We start from the raw sequence: 13749 nt of genomic DNA on the forward strand, positions 1-13749 counted from the left end.
GTGAGCCGCTCAATGCGCATCGTTATTGCTCCTGATTCATTCAAAGAAAGCCTGACCGCTCCCGAAGTCGCCAATGCCATAGCGGAAGGTGTGCGCGATGTGCTGCCGAAAGCGGAAATTGTCTGCGTACCCATGGCCGATGGGGGAGAGGGGTCGCTCGACGCCGTCATCGCCGCCAGTTCGGCACAGCGCCGCAGCGCGACAGTAAGCGACGCCAACAATCAGCCTTGTCTTGCCGACTGGGCCTGGCTCGGAAACGGCAATGCCTTCATTGAAATCGCCACGGCGGCGGGGCTGGCACAAATCCCGCCTGAGCAGCGCAATCCCCTGACCGCCACGAGTTTCGGGGTTGGCCAATTGATTTTGCAAGCGCTGGACGCCGGCGCCAGGCATATCACCATAGGTCTGGGCGGCAGCGCCTGCAATGACGGTGGGGCGGGTATGCTGCAGGCGCTCGGTGTCGGTATGCTCGATGCGCAAGGCAAGGACCTCCCTCCAGGCGGAGCTGCCTTGCAACAGCTTGCGAGCGTGTCGCTGGAGGCGATCGACCCGCGTTTGCGGCACGTCGCGTTTGAGATCGCCATGGATGTTGACAATCCGTTGTGCGGGCCGTCGGGTGCATCAGCGTTTTTCGGCCCGCAAAAAGGGGCCAGCGGCCAGCAGGTTGAACAGCTCGATGCCGCGCTTGGGCATTTTGCCGGCCTGAGCGCCCGTATTCTGGGAAAAGACGAGCAGCACACTCCTGGTGCCGGTGCGGCCGGCGGCCTGGGTTTTGCGATCAAGGCATTCCTGAACGGTTCGTTCCGCCCGGGGGTAGAGCTGCTTGCCGAGTTGTCCGGCTTGCCCCAGGCGCTGGTGGGGGCCGACCTGGTTTTCACCGGAGAGGGCCGGATGGATGCGCAAACCCTGCATGGCAAGACACCGGCAGGGGTCGCCGCCTACGCCCAGGCCCTGGGCATACCGGTTATAGCAATAGTAGGGTCCCTGGGCGCCGGGTACGAAGCTTTGTACAAGGCCGGAATCACGGCGGCGTTCAGTCTGGTGCCGGGGCCCATTACCCTGGCGCAAGCTTGCAAAGACGCTCCCCAGTATTTACGGCAACGAGCCGGCGATAGCGTGCGCATCTGGCTTGCAGGCCATAAGTCATGACAAACCTCGGCGATCTACCCGATTTTTCCCTCAATAACCGCCTGGCCCTGGTTACCGGATCAACGCAAGGCCTGGGGCTGGTCATTGCAAAAGCCTACGCCGCCAGCGGGGCCCGTGTGGTCATCAACGGCCGGAATCCCGATCATGTGGCGCGGGCCGTGGCGGCACTGAGCTCGCAGGGCTGCCTGGCCTATCCGTTCGTGCACGATATCGCCCGGCTCGACACTCAGGAAGCGGCGTACGCGCAGCTTTGCGCGCAGATTGGCGTGCCCGATATTCTGGTGAACAATGTCGGGATCCGTATACGCAAAACACTGGGAGAGGCCTCGCTCGCCGAAATTGTCGAATTGGTCAATGTCGACCTGATTGCCGGCGTTCATTTATCCAAGCTCGCTGCCCAAGCCATGGCCAAGAGCGCGGCGGCGGGCCGCATTATTACCATGACGTCGATTGCCGGCGAGCTGGCGCGGGCCGGCGATGCGATTTATCCCATTGCCAAGCAGGGATTGAGCGGCATGGTGCGTGCACTGGCGGTGGAATACGGGCCCAAGGCGATTACCAGCAATGGCATAGCGCCCGGCACATTTGCGACGGAAGCCAATGCCCAACTGGTCGACGACCCGCTCAAAAGCAAACGGGTCGTGGGCCGCAATCCGCTTGGGCGCTGGGGTCGGCCCAGCGAGATAGCAGGCGCCGCCGTGTTCCTGGCCTCGCCTGCCGCATCGTACGTCAATGGCCATATTCTGGTGGTCGACGGAGGCTTTTCCATTACGTTTTAAACTTTGGCGCGGGCGTCCGGGCGACCCTGTCTTGCAGATTCATTGCCCGGCCGGGGGCGGAGGCACTGATATATCGAGCCGCAATCAGTACGGCTACCAGGTAGGCGATCGCGACAACCCCGCACATCCACGGTAAACCATGCGACCAGTCGGGCTGCATATGGATCGCCGCACCCATCACCGCAACGCCCACCAAGGCGCCAATCTGGCGATTGGCATTCAATGCCGCGGCCGCGATATTGGCATGATCCTGGCCCGCCAATTGCATCATGATAACGGTCATTGCCGGCACGGCCATACCTACGCCGAGATTGGCCGCTGCCATCAGCACGATTAGTAGCGCATAGGGCATGCGTGCCGTAAAAATCGTCAGACCGACGAAAATGATTCCCGCCGTTGCAAGCCCCGCCAGCATGGTGGTGCGTGTATCCCGGCGGGCGCTGATCCGGCCGGACAACAAGCTGCCGATGCTGAACATTGCCATCAAGGGCAAAAGGGCGATGCCGGTATGCCAGGCGTCGGCGCCGCGCTCCTGCTGCAGATACAAACTGATCAGGAACAGTTGCCCGTATGCTCCGAGATTGATAAAAAAACCGATGCCGTTGGTGGCGGCAAAGCGCGAGTTATGGGACAGGTCCCGCGGCACGACGGGCGTGGCGCTGCGCTGTTCTCTCATGGCGAACAGCAATATGGCGGCAATACCCATGGCCGCCGCGCCCAGAATTGCCATGGATGACCAGCCGTATGATGCTCCATTGATCATGACAAAAGAAAATGCGGCCAAGCCGATTATGGCAAGCATGTGGCCTATCGTGCCTAGCGCCTGGCGATGGCGGGGCGATGGGGCAAGATGGCGCAAACCCAGCATTATCCCCAGCAGGCCGATCGGAATGTTCAGCCAGAAAATGAAGCGCCAGCCGACCGCGGCCACAACGATACCTCCTACCAGTGGCCCTGTTGCACCCGCGGCCGATACGATGGTCGACCACAGGCTCAATACCTTGATGCGCGCTGAGTCTTCCGGGTATGCCTGATTCAGCAAGCTCAGGGAGGCCGGCATGAACAGGGCGGCTCCAACACCTTGCAGCAGGCGTGCTCCCACGAGGGCGGCGCCACTGGGAGCCAAGCCGCACAGCAGGGACGCGCTGACGAATATGCACAGTCCGGCCATATAGGCGGCCCGGGCTCCATAACGGTTCGCCATCGCCCCGCCCAGCAGCAAGAATGCGGCAAATGTCAGGGTGTAGCCGTCCACCACCCACACCAGGCCGGCCAAGCTTATATCCAGACTGGCTTGTATATGCGTCAAGGCGACATTGACAACGGTGACGTCAAGCATGGCCATGACAAAGCCGAGCGCCAACGCGATGAGCGGCCATGCGGAAATGCGGGATGTCTCTTTTGCAGTGGGGATGAGCGTTGGAGCCAGGCCGGCGCATTGTTGTGTAATCGGCATGATGACAATTCCATATCTTGAAGAATATGGTGGAAATGTTAAAGGCTGCCGTAAATGCATAAAAGCAGTATTATTGCCTTGTCATCATGCAAAATTGCATTTCAAATGGATTGGGACAACGCCCGGGTTTTTCTTGCCATTTACCGCATGGGAACCTTGCGCGGCGCGTCCAGCGCGCTGCATGTCGATCAAGCGACAGTCGGTCGGCGCCTTGCTTCGCTTGAAAAGTCGCTTGATGTCAGGCTGTTTTTACGGACGCCAGCCGGCTACGTGCCGACGCCGGCCGGCGAGCTTGCTTTCCATGCCGCCGAGCGTATGGAAAACGCGGCTCATCAATTGCAGCGGCAAATGCAGGGCACCGACAAGCAACTGTCCGGCACTGTCCGGGTGGCATGTACCGATGGTACGGCGGTTTACGCCATGATGAATGCTTTGCAAACGCTGCACGCATCTCATCCGGACATACGGGTCGTCCTGACAACGTCCTCGCAAATGACGAACCTGACGCGGCGTGAAGCGGATCTGGCGGTCCGCCCCGTCCGGCCCGACAGTCCTGATCTGATCACTCGCCATCTGGCACGCTGCGAAGCGGCTCTTTATGCCTCCCAATCTTATCTGGAGGCACGCGGCGAGCCGCGGCAGGGCGTTGCCTTGGCCGGCCACGATGTGGTCATCTACCAACCGTCCATCGCCCGCTATCAGAGTGAAACACTGTGCGAAGAACCCATATGCAACGCGAAAGTAGCGCTGGAGGTGAACACAAGCCTGATGCTGTTCCATGCAGTGCGGGCCGGCCTGGGCATTGGCGAGTTGCCGACGTTTCTGGCGCACGACGACCCTCTGCTGCAGCGCATTTGGCCGGATAGGGCGGTGCCTTATGACATGTGGCTGGTTCTGCATGGCGATCTGAATCGAACTGCAAGAGTCAGGGCAGTTGCCGATGCAATCATCGAGGTTTTCGAAAAATTGTCCAAGGCCGCATCGATTCGAGAAAAAGACTCGCCTCGTCTGGAGCCGGCGGTGAACATGGCTTCCATGAATCCACGAATGCACGGAAAGTAGTACAGTTCTTTTGTACTGAACTCTCTTGAATCCGTGTGTGCAGGCTGCCGTGTATTCGTCGCAAGCCGCTCGGAATTTTTATCTGGAATCGTTATCATGAATCGCCCGGTCCGTCTGGCAATCAACGGCTATGGCCGCATTGGCCGCTGTTTTTTGCGCGCCTTGCAGGAATCTCCACTGAAAAGCAGGTTCCAGATTGTGGCGATCAACGAGCCGGCGGATCTGGATTCAATGGTCTATCTGACCCGGTACGATTCCACTCATGGAGTATTTCCCGGACAAGTGGAGCAGGGGCCCGACAGCCTGATCATCGATGGCATACACATCCAGGTCAGCCATGCACAGGCGCCTGAAGACGTCGATTGGGACAGTTTGAAGATAGATCTGCTGATCGAGTGTTCCGGCCATTATGGTACGCGCAACGAATTGAACCGCTTCCTGGATGCCGGCTGCCCACGCCTGCTGCTCTCGCATCCGGGGCGCAGTGCGCAGGACGTCGATTTCACCATGGTTTACGGAATCAATCATCACGAACTTACCGGCACGGAACGCCTGGTTTCCAATGCGTCCTGCACGACCAACGCCATCGTTCCGGTCATCGCGCAACTGCACCGTGCCTTTGGCATTGAACATGCCTTTCTGACGACTCTGCATTCCGTCATGAACGACCAACCGCTGATCGACGGCTATCATCATTCAGACTTGCGCCGGACCCGTTCAGCGATGCAATCGATTGTTCCTGTGGCCACCGGCTTGGCCCAAGGCGTGGAGCGTTTTATGCCGCAGCTCGCGGGCAGGGTCCAGGCCAAGGCCGTTCGCGTCCCTACGCTCAATGTTTCGGCCATCGACATGATGGTGAATTTGCAGCGCGATGCGAGCGCCAAAGAAATCAATGCGCTGCTGTGCGGCGCCGCCGAGTGCCAGCCTGGCCTGCTCGCTTATTCGGATGCTCCTCATGCGTCGGTCGACTTCAATCACAATCCTCATTCGGCGATCGTGGACGGCAGCCAGACACGAGTCAATGGACCCCGTTTCGCCAATGTTTTTGTCTGGTTCGATAACGAATGGGCGTTCGCGTGCAGACTGCTGGATGCGGCCGAGGTCTGGTCGCATCATTATGCGCATCAGCGGCAGCCGGCAAGACTTGCCGCACAGCATGCATAGAGCCCCCGCCGGGTGAGAGGAATTCAGCCCTGACACAGCCCGGACGGGCGTATAGTGTGCATCACTTTTTATTGCAAAGACCCAATTTTACATATTGAATCAAGGAGCATTTCATGGCTGCAACCCGCGTTGAAACTGACTCGATGGGTGCCATCGATGTCCCGGGAGATCATTACTGGGGCGCGCAAACGCAGCGTTCCATAGAAAATTTTCCTATAGGGGTGGCACGTTTCAAATGGCAGGCTCCGGTTATCGAAGCCTTGGGAATCCTGAAAAAGGCTGCGGCTCAAGCCAATGCCGAGTTGGGTGAATTGCCCGGAAATATTGCCGAACTGGTGGCGCGCGCAGCCGATGAAGTGATTGCCGGCAAGCACAACCAGGAGTTTCCATTGGTCGTGTTTCAAACCGGATCGGGCACGCAGTCCAATATGAATGCCAACGAAGTCATTGCCAACCGGGCGATCGAGATGGCCGGCGGAGTGCTGGGCAGTAAGACGCCCGTGCATCCCAATGATCACGTCAATCGCGGCCAATCCTCCAACGATACCTTTCCGACCGCCATGCATATCGCGGTTGCACAAGAGCTGCATCGAGCCCTGATTCCAGCGGTTGAATTGCTGCGGAACACCTTGGCTGCCAAGTCCGCGCAATATCAGGGGGTGGTGAAAACAGGACGGACGCATTTGCAGGACGCGACCCCGATTACATTGGGACAGGAAATCGGCGGATGGGTAGCGCAAATCGATTTTTCACTGGCCGCGGTCAAAGCCTGCCTGCCCGGAATATACGATTTGGCCATTGGAGGTACGGCTGTGGGTACCGGGCTCAATTCCCATCCGAAATTCGGCGACACGGCAGCCGCTCATATTTCCACTATTACCGGTTTGCCCTTTCAGTCGGCACCCAATAAATTCTTTGCCCTGTCGGCCCACGACGCCCTGGTCAATCTTTCCGCCTCGCTTCGTACGCTGGCCGGGGGGCTCATGAAAATGGCGAATGATGTGCGCTGGCTGGCCAGCGGCCCGCGCTGCGGCATCGGCGAGCTGCAGATTCCCGATAATGAACCCGGCTCGTCCATCATGCCCGGCAAGGTCAATCCAACACAGTGCGAGGCCATGACGATGGTCTGCGTGCAGGTTTTCGGCAACGACGCCGCCACGGCGTTCGCGGGCAGCCAAGGTAATTTTCAACTTAATGTATTCAAGCCTGTCATGGTGCATAACGTGCTTGAAAGCATAGGCTTGCTGGGCGATGCCTGCCGCGCCTTTAACGATCATTGCGCAGTGGGCATTGAGCCCAATCTGGATAAAATCGCGAGCAATCTGGAAAAGAACCTGATGCTGGTAACTGCCCTGAACCGCCATATTGGCTACGATAAAGCCGCGGCCATTGCCAAAAAGGCACAGCACGAGCAAACTACCTTGCGCACCGCCGCCCTGGCCCTGGGCTATGTCAGCGCCGAGCAGTACGACGCCTGGATTGTGCCGATGGATATGACGCATACCTGAAAAAAGCATGGTCGGCGCGTCGAACAGACGCGCATTGTTGCGCTCGCGGAAAGGTGATCAGAGTGTATTTTCGGAGCCCAGAATAGCCGTAGACTGGCTTGACAGCGTGCCGCCGTTGCCATGCACGAGCGCCAGTTCGGCACCGGCGATCTGGCGCTCGCCGCATGCCCCGCGCAATTGCCTGACCGCTTCGATCATGATGAAAATGCCGTACATGCCGGGATGAATGCACGAGAGGCCGCCACCATTGGTATTGACTGCCAGGCGGCCGCCCGGAGCAATGGCGCCGCCACTGACAAAACTGCCGCCTTCCCCTTTTTTACAAAAGCCCAGGTCTTCGAGAAAGAGCAATGTGTTGATCGTAAAGGCGTCGTAAAGCTCAACCACATCCATGTCAGCGGGACTCACTTGCGCCATTGCAAATGCGTGCCGGCCCGACTGCGTGGCTGCGGTGACAGTAAGATCGTCCATCGACGAAATCTGGCGATTCCAGACCGCCGTCGAATTACCCAGAACATAGACAGGCTTGTGCTTGAGCGACTTGGCCCGATCGGCGCGTACCAGCACATAGGCTCCCGCGCCATCGTTGACCAGGCAGCAGTCGCGTATGGTCAGAGGATCTGAAACCATGCGTGCCGACAAGACGTCGTCTATTGTCAAAGGGTCGCGCATCAGCGCTTCCGGGTTCAGTTGCGCCCATTTGCGGGCGGCGACGGCCACTTCCGCCAAATGCTCCCGCCGGGTTCCATACTGGTGCATATGCCGGGCAGCAGCCAGAGCATAAGAGCTCAAAGGATTGAGCGGGTTATAGGGCGCCTCGTAAGGCTGAGGGTCAAGCTTACGCCGAATCTTGCCAATTTCGGCACGGTTGAGCGTGGAAGTGCGTTGTGTGCTGCCATAGCATACAAGGACGGCATTGCATTGCCCCGACTCCAGGGCTTGGAGGGCGGGCATCAGGTGTGCGACAAAGCTGGAGCCGCCCAGCATGGTGCCATCGATAAACGTGGGCTTGATCCCCAAATGCTCGATGACAGGCATTACCCACATGGGGGCTGAAACGCTTGCCGTGGTAATGCCGTCGATGTCCTGCATGGTCAGGCCCGCGTCGGCGACGGCGCGTTGGGCGGCCTGCACCAGGATTTCCATTTCGGAAAAACCGGTAGCCTGCCCTATGCCCGCCTGTCCTATGCCCACAATGGCAACTGCTCCCCTGAGACGTTTGTTTATCATCATTCAGCCTCTGTTTGGACGAACACAAGCAGTTTGCCTTCATCTGCACTTATTATTCGGGCTTTTACCGGCATGCCGATTGCGACGGATTCCGGAGGTATGCCCTCGACGCGGCTCATCAGGCGCGAGCCTTCCTTCAAATCGACAAGCGCAATATTGTAGTTGCCGCCGTCTTCCGGCCTGCGCGTGACCACAGTGCTGGAGTAGACCGTGCCCAGCCCCGAAGGGGAGAACCACTCGAGATGGTCCGAGCCGCAGTAGGGGCAGAGCATTCGAGGGTAGAAAACACTATGCTGGCATGACGTGCAGCGCTGTATCAGAAAATTGCCCTGATCGAGCTGTTCGCGGAAATACAGATCGGCGCCTGTCTCGTGGGGTGCTGGTGCGTTTGGCATGGATGGATCGACCTTCAGGGAGAATTGGTGCAAGTCTTTATACTTTAATTCCTGCTATGCCATTGCCAAGCACCACGATATTGCGCTCCATGGCTTTGGCTTGAAAATGTATTTTTCCCGAATCGGCGCGCCACATTTCGCAAACCAGGGTTTCGCCGGGAAATACCGGAGACGAGAAGCGGGTATGCAAATAAGCCAGGCGCTCGGGCTTGTATTCGCAAAAGGTCTTGAGGATGGCATGCGCAGCGACGCCATATGTGCATAGGCCGTGGAGAATCGGTTTTGGATACCCAGCCTGCAGCGCTACCTTGGGGTCGACATGCAAAGGATTGAGGTCGGCATTAAGCCTGTACAGCAATGCGGCCTGGGGCAGTATAGGCTGGGTGCAAGTGAAATCGGGAGGTGTCGAGGGTACTTTGGGCAATGCTTCCGGGGGGCTGTCTCCGGCCTCGAAGCCGCCGTCCGCCCGGCAAAAAGTAGTTTGTTCGATGGTTGCCAGCAAAACATGGTCGTGCGCGCTGAACAACTTGCGTTCGACGATGACCAGGGCTCCTTTTTCGGCACCTTTGTCGATGACATGCGAAACGCGGCAGCGCCCGACCACTTTACCGGCTTTTGCAAGAGGCTTGTGCAAAGTGAGGCGCTGCTCGCCATGCACCAGCTTGACCCAGGTAATGCCTGCGTCAGGGTCTTGCATCCAGAAACCGGGAAAACCCAGGACAACCGGCATGGTGGGAAATGCCTGCAACCGCGCCTCATATACAAAGGGGAGCTGTCGTTCGTCCAGGGGGTCGTGCCCCAAGCCTATGCTCAGCGCATACAGAATGGTGTCTTTCTCGGTATATTCCTGGGTCACATCGGCAAATTGCCAGTTTTTGACCACGGCGTAATCTAATGACATGTCGGCGGCCTCAGATGGGGTCCCAATCTATGACTTCCGGGGAACGCTCCAGTTTGAAGAAATGGTGCTTGAGCGCGGGCACGGCCACCTCTGCAATCGATTCCGGCGTCCAGCCGTCCGACATATGCACGCTGCGAATTGGGCGAGGCTGGCTGAACAACATGATTTCGTTGGCACGCACGGCAAAAATCTGCCCCGTTACTTCGCGTGCCGCGTCGCTGCCCAGATAGACCACCATAGGCGCCACTTTGCCTGCTTCCATTTTCTGAAGATTCTGAACCCGCTCTTTTTCTTCCGGAGTATTGGCGGGGATGGAACTGGTCATGCGGCTCCAGGCGAAGGGTGCTATGCAATTCGAACGGACATTAAAGCGTGCCATGTCCAGGGCAATCGATTTGGACAGGCCGACGATTCCCATTTTCGCCGCCGAATAGTTGGCCTGGCCATAGTTGCCGATAAGACCCGAAGTGGAAGTCATGTGAACGAAGGCACCCGATTCCTGTTCGCGAAAATGGGGCGCTGCGGCACGGCTGACGTAAAACGTACCATTCAGATGCACATCGAGCACCTGCTGCCATTCGTCGCTGCTCATTTTGTGAAACAAACGGTCGCGCAAATTGCCGGCATTGTTCACCACCAGATCGATGCGGCCGTAAATGTCCAGTGCGGCCTGGATGATCTTCCCAGCCCCGTCTTGCGAAGCAACGCTATCGGTACTGGAAACCGCTATGCCGCCAGCCTTGCGAATTTCCGAAACCACGGCTTGCGCCGGCCCGTCGCCCCCGCCTTCGCCCGAGAGCGAAACGCCGATGTCGTTGATTACAAGCTTTGCGCCCGCCGCCGCCAAGGCCAGCGCAACGCCCCGGCCAATACCGCCGCCTGCGCCGGTTACGACTGCAACTTTTCCGGATACGATACCGCTCATGTGAAGATTCCTTTTCGTGTGCGGCGGGCAAATCTGCGCCCGATCATTCGCGAGTAAGTGGATCAGGACAATAGCGTCAATATCGAAAATCTACCGCTAGCGCCAGTCTACCTATAGTAGGGGATATCGCCGGAAAGACGTCATTCTTTTTGGCAAACCCTCTCTTAAGAATACAAAAACAGCAGAGGCGGGGCAGGGCCGATTTTGAGGTATTTCCCACTGACCGGGATCAAAAACGAAAGGCGCCTTTTGCAAAATGGGCGGTCAAGGTGGAGTAGACTAGAAATTGGATATCGGTTTGGCATTGAAGCGCGATGCATGAGCTGTTTAGCCCTACTTGCATCATGGTGTCTTTGATACACGGCTCTTTGCTAAACGTTCAGCGAGAGAAAAAAAATGACTGCACATGTGACTATAAAGCGTGCTTACGACGAAGCGCATCCTTCCGACGGCTACCGGGTTTTTGTCGATCGCCTGTGGCCAAGGGGAGTGTCGAAGCAGAATTTCAAGTTCGATGCCTGGTGCAAGGATCTGGCTCCTACAGTCGCCTTGCGCGTCTGGTTTGGGCACAAGATCGAGCATTGGGACGAATTCAAACAAAGCTATCAGACCGAATTGCGATCCGCGGAGCAGCAAGCGCGCATGCGCGAGGTGCTTGGAGCGGCGGGCGGGCAGCTTGTCACGCTGGTATATGCCGCCAAAGACCCATTGCATAATCACGCGCTGATATTGGCCGAAGAGATGAACAAGGCCGCATCGACCAAACGCAAGGTATCGCTGAAATGATCGAACCCGGCGCTATACTGTCAATGCAGGACAGACAAAGGCCATGATCCCATTGTCGGTTCCTGCATGACTCAAGGGGCCCGATATGGGTGGCGCTCTGCAACGATTGGCTATATGCAGCCTACTGCTGCTATTCAGTAGTTTTGCCTTGCAAGTCGCCTGCCCGGCGCAGGCTGCCCCGTTGCCGAAAACTGTGGTGGTGCTGCATATCGACGGCATTATCAGCCCGGCGACTTCCGACTTCCTGACTCGTGGCTTTACACACGCCGCCGAAGAAAAGGCACAGCTGATAGTTATTGAGCTGGACACGCCGGGTGGGCTCGATACATCGATGAGAACCATCGTCAAGCTGATTCTGGCTTCGCCCGTTCCTGTGGCCACTTTTGTAGGACCGGGCGGAGCGCGCGCAGCCAGCGCGGGTACGTTCATTCTTTATGCCAGCCATATTGCGGCAATGGCGCCTGCCAGCAATCTGGGTGCCGCAACACCCGTATCGATAGGATTTTCCGGAAACCCCGCACCCGACCCTGGTGCTGCGCCTTCCGGCGAGGGGCATGCGGCGCAGCCTGCCAAGGATGCCGCCATGCAGCCGTCCGAGACTCATCCCGCCCCCGCCGGCCCGAGCGGTGACACCATGACAAGAAAAGTGACCAACGACGCGGCTGCCTATATACGCAGCTTGGCCCAACTGCGCGGCCGCAATAGCGGCTTTGCCGAAAAAGCCGTGCGCGATGCGGCAAGCATGTCGGCGCAGGAAGCCCTGCAATCAAAGGTCATTGATGTCGTAGCCAATAATCTTGATGATTTGCTGGCCAGGCTTGACGGCCGCGAGGTAAAGCTTGATTCAGGCCAAACCGTGCGCCTGTCTACTGCCGGCGCGCATATTGAACAGATTGTTCCCGATTGGCATAGCCGGATACTGGCCTTTCTGGCCAATCCTGAAGTCGCGTTGGTACTGATGATGGTAGGCATATATGGCCTGTTTTTCGAACTTACCAACCCCGGAATGGCCTTGCCCGGCGTAGCCGGGCTTATTTGCCTGTTGCTTGGCCTGTACGCTTTCCAACTGTTGCCGGTCAACTGGGCGGGCGTGGCGCTGATCGCCATTGGGGCTGCCCTGATGATTGCCGAAGCGTTTCTGCCTACCTTCGGTGTGGTTGGAATTGGCGGCCTGGTTGCCTTTTTCTTTGGTGGCCTGTTTTTAATGGATACAGGCGTCCCGGGGTTTGATCTGTCGATTCCTTTTCTGACGGGTATTGCCGCGGTCAGCGCGGTGCTGCTGCTTGCCATCGGGACTCTGGCTGCGAGGGCGCACCGGAGTCAGGTAGTTAGCGGGCGCGAAGAAATGATAGGCCTGCAAGGTGTGGTGACTCTGGCGCGCAACAGCGTTACGTATGCCGATGTACATGGCGAGAGCTGGCGCGTCCAATGCCACGAACCATTGTCCACGGGGGATTCTGTGCGTGTGACGGCAATCGATGGCTTGACGCTGCAGGTCCAGAGGCTCGGCATCAAAAAGCTCTACAAAGAATAACGCGGGAGAATGTCATGTTTTACCAATTCAATATAAGTCTGATCGGGGTTATTCTCGTCCTGGTTTTTCTGGCGGTCAGCGCGATCAAAATATTGCGCGAATATCAGCGTGCGGTTATTTTCACGCTCGGCCGTTTTACGCAGGTTAAAGGACCGGGCCTGGTAATTGTCATTCCGGGCATACAGCAGATGGTGAGGGTCGACTTGCGTGTTGTGACCATGGATGTTCCCAGCCAGGACGTTATTTCACGCGATAATGTGTCGGTCAAAGTCAATGCGGTCCTGTATTTTCGGGTCATAGCTCCGGAAAAGGCCATTATCCAGGTCGAACGCTATCTGGAAGCCACCAGCCAACTGGCTCAAACCACATTGCGCGCTGTGTTGGGCAAGCACGAGCTGGATGAAATGCTGTCCGAGCGTGAAAAGCTCAATCTGGATGTCCAGCAGATACTCGACGCGCAGACCGACTCCTGGGGCATCAAAGTCACCAATGTTGAAATCAAGCATATAGATTTGAACGAAAACATGATCCGCGCCATCGCCCGCCAGGCCGAAGCCGAACGCGAGCGGCGTGCCAAGGTGATTCATGCCGAAGGTGAAAAGCAGGCGGCGCAAGCCCTGATGGAAGCCGCCCAAATCCTGGCGCAACAACCCTCGGCCATGCAACTGCGCTACCTGCAAACCCTGACTCAGGTGGCTGGAGATAAAAGTTCTACCTTGGTCTTTCCCATACCCGTTGATTTGCTCAGTACCCTATTGAACAAGGCGGGCGGGCCTTCAGAGCCGAGGCCTATCCCGCCTTTGGAAGACAGGGCGGGATAGGTGTGCCTGCCGCGGGTGGCTCAAGGGCATCCCTGCGGC

The 13749-nt window shown here is 57.8% G+C and carries 13 protein-coding genes; 8 read left to right on the forward strand and 5 right to left on the reverse strand.

Going from position 1 to position 13749, the window contains the following annotated elements; translation table 11 throughout:
• Window positions 1-12 precede the first annotated feature (12 nt).
• Both LSG25_RS02230 and LSG25_RS02235 read left to right on the forward strand, forming a co-directional pair.
• Window positions 13-1149, forward strand: a complete 1137-nt coding sequence (locus LSG25_RS02230) for a glycerate kinase (protein ID WP_232743095.1) — start codon at window positions 13-15, stop codon at window positions 1147-1149.
• Window positions 1146-1928, forward strand: a complete 783-nt coding sequence (locus LSG25_RS02235; protein ID WP_232743096.1) for an SDR family oxidoreductase — start codon at window positions 1146-1148, stop codon at window positions 1926-1928. The genes LSG25_RS02230 and LSG25_RS02235 overlap by 4 nt, the downstream gene beginning before the upstream one ends.
• Here the strand turns inward: LSG25_RS02235 and LSG25_RS02240 are convergent.
• A complete protein-coding gene (locus LSG25_RS02240) occupies window positions 1918-3384 on the reverse strand; it encodes an MFS transporter (protein WP_232743097.1) in 1467 nt (488 codons plus the stop codon). The genes LSG25_RS02235 and LSG25_RS02240 overlap by 11 nt on opposite strands.
• Window positions 3385-3489: 105 nt before the next feature.
• Here LSG25_RS02240 and LSG25_RS02245 point away from each other — a divergent pair, with 105 nt between their 5' ends.
• From LSG25_RS02245 to fumC, 3 genes are all read left to right on the forward strand, one after another.
• Window positions 3490-4446: a LysR family transcriptional regulator gene (locus LSG25_RS02245; protein WP_232743098.1), complete on the forward strand. Its 957-nt coding sequence runs from the start codon at window positions 3490-3492 to the stop codon at window positions 4444-4446.
• Between the two features lie 96 nt (window positions 4447-4542).
• Window positions 4543-5610 carry a type I glyceraldehyde-3-phosphate dehydrogenase gene (locus tag LSG25_RS02250; RefSeq protein ID WP_232743099.1) on the forward strand — a complete coding sequence of 356 codons (1068 nt, stop codon included), beginning with the start codon at window positions 4543-4545 and terminating at the stop codon, window positions 5608-5610.
• 113 nt (window positions 5611-5723) lie between these two features.
• A complete protein-coding gene (fumC, locus tag LSG25_RS02255; protein ID WP_232743100.1) occupies window positions 5724-7118 on the forward strand; it encodes a class II fumarate hydratase in 1395 nt (464 codons plus the stop codon).
• A gap of 57 nt (window positions 7119-7175) precedes the next feature.
• On the opposite strand, the gene LSG25_RS02260 is transcribed toward fumC, so the two are convergent.
• From LSG25_RS02260 to LSG25_RS02275, 4 genes are read right to left on the reverse strand one after another with little or no spacing between them, the layout of a single operon-like run.
• On the reverse strand, window positions 7176-8348 hold the full coding sequence (locus LSG25_RS02260; RefSeq protein WP_370635987.1) for a thiolase: 1173 nt from the start codon (window positions 8346-8348) through the stop codon (window positions 7176-7178).
• Window positions 8348-8743: a Zn-ribbon domain-containing OB-fold protein gene (locus LSG25_RS02265; protein WP_232743102.1), complete on the reverse strand. Its 396-nt coding sequence runs from the start codon at window positions 8741-8743 to the stop codon at window positions 8348-8350. Before LSG25_RS02265 ends, LSG25_RS02260 begins: the two co-directional genes overlap by 1 nt.
• Window positions 8744-8780: 37 nt before the next feature.
• Window positions 8781-9644 carry a MaoC/PaaZ C-terminal domain-containing protein gene (locus tag LSG25_RS02270; protein WP_232743103.1) on the reverse strand — a complete coding sequence of 288 codons (864 nt, stop codon included), beginning with the start codon at window positions 9642-9644 and terminating at the stop codon, window positions 8781-8783.
• Between the two features lie 10 nt (window positions 9645-9654).
• Entirely contained in the window at window positions 9655-10569 is a 915-nt protein-coding gene (locus LSG25_RS02275; RefSeq protein WP_232743104.1) for an SDR family NAD(P)-dependent oxidoreductase, read from the reverse strand.
• 396 nt (window positions 10570-10965) lie between these two features.
• On the opposite strand from LSG25_RS02275, the gene LSG25_RS02280 reads away from it, so the two are divergent.
• The 3 genes from LSG25_RS02280 to LSG25_RS02290 all read left to right on the forward strand — a co-directional run bounded on the left by LSG25_RS02280 (window position 10966) and on the right by LSG25_RS02290 (window position 13710).
• Window positions 10966-11355, forward strand: coding sequence for a DUF488 domain-containing protein (locus tag LSG25_RS02280; RefSeq protein WP_232743105.1), 390 nt, complete (start codon window positions 10966-10968; stop codon window positions 11353-11355).
• A 181-nt stretch (window positions 11356-11536) separates the two neighbouring features.
• Window positions 11537-12889, forward strand: coding sequence for a nodulation protein NfeD (locus LSG25_RS02285; protein ID WP_232743106.1), 1353 nt, complete (start codon window positions 11537-11539; stop codon window positions 12887-12889).
• Window positions 12890-12903: 14 nt separating this feature from the next.
• Window positions 12904-13710, forward strand: a complete 807-nt coding sequence (locus tag LSG25_RS02290; protein ID WP_232743107.1) for a slipin family protein — start codon at window positions 12904-12906, stop codon at window positions 13708-13710.
• The last annotated feature ends 39 nt before the right edge of the window (window positions 13711-13749 follow it).

The sequence above is a fragment of the Paralcaligenes sp. KSB-10 genome, assembly GCF_021266465.1.
Lineage (GTDB): Bacteria > Pseudomonadota > Gammaproteobacteria > Burkholderiales > Burkholderiaceae_B.

What these genes read in the sequence shown, in the direction of transcription:
- LSG25_RS02230 (WP_232743095.1), top strand. Translation starts at nt 13, where the DNA reads ATGCGCATCGTTATTGCTCCTGATTCATTCAAAGAAAGCCTGACCGCT.
- LSG25_RS02235 (WP_232743096.1), top strand. Translation starts at nt 1,146, where the DNA reads ATGACAAACCTCGGCGATCTACCCGATTTTTCCCTCAATAACCGCCTG.
- LSG25_RS02240 (WP_232743097.1), bottom strand. Translation starts at nt 3,384, where the DNA reads ATGCCGATTACACAACAATGCGCCGGCCTGGCTCCAACGCTCATCCCC.
- LSG25_RS02245 (WP_232743098.1), top strand. Translation starts at nt 3,490, where the DNA reads ATGGATTGGGACAACGCCCGGGTTTTTCTTGCCATTTACCGCATGGGA.
- LSG25_RS02250 (WP_232743099.1), top strand. Translation starts at nt 4,543, where the DNA reads ATGAATCGCCCGGTCCGTCTGGCAATCAACGGCTATGGCCGCATTGGC.
- fumC (WP_232743100.1), top strand. Translation starts at nt 5,724, where the DNA reads ATGGCTGCAACCCGCGTTGAAACTGACTCGATGGGTGCCATCGATGTC.
- LSG25_RS02260 (WP_370635987.1), bottom strand. Translation starts at nt 8,348, where the DNA reads ATGATAAACAAACGTCTCAGGGGAGCAGTTGCCATTGTGGGCATAGGA.
- LSG25_RS02265 (WP_232743102.1), bottom strand. Translation starts at nt 8,743, where the DNA reads ATGCCAAACGCACCAGCACCCCACGAGACAGGCGCCGATCTGTATTTC.
- LSG25_RS02270 (WP_232743103.1), bottom strand. Translation starts at nt 9,644, where the DNA reads ATGTCATTAGATTACGCCGTGGTCAAAAACTGGCAATTTGCCGATGTG.
- LSG25_RS02275 (WP_232743104.1), bottom strand. Translation starts at nt 10,569, where the DNA reads ATGAGCGGTATCGTATCCGGAAAAGTTGCAGTCGTAACCGGCGCAGGC.
- LSG25_RS02280 (WP_232743105.1), top strand. Translation starts at nt 10,966, where the DNA reads ATGACTGCACATGTGACTATAAAGCGTGCTTACGACGAAGCGCATCCT.
- LSG25_RS02290 (WP_232743107.1), top strand. Translation starts at nt 12,904, where the DNA reads ATGTTTTACCAATTCAATATAAGTCTGATCGGGGTTATTCTCGTCCTG.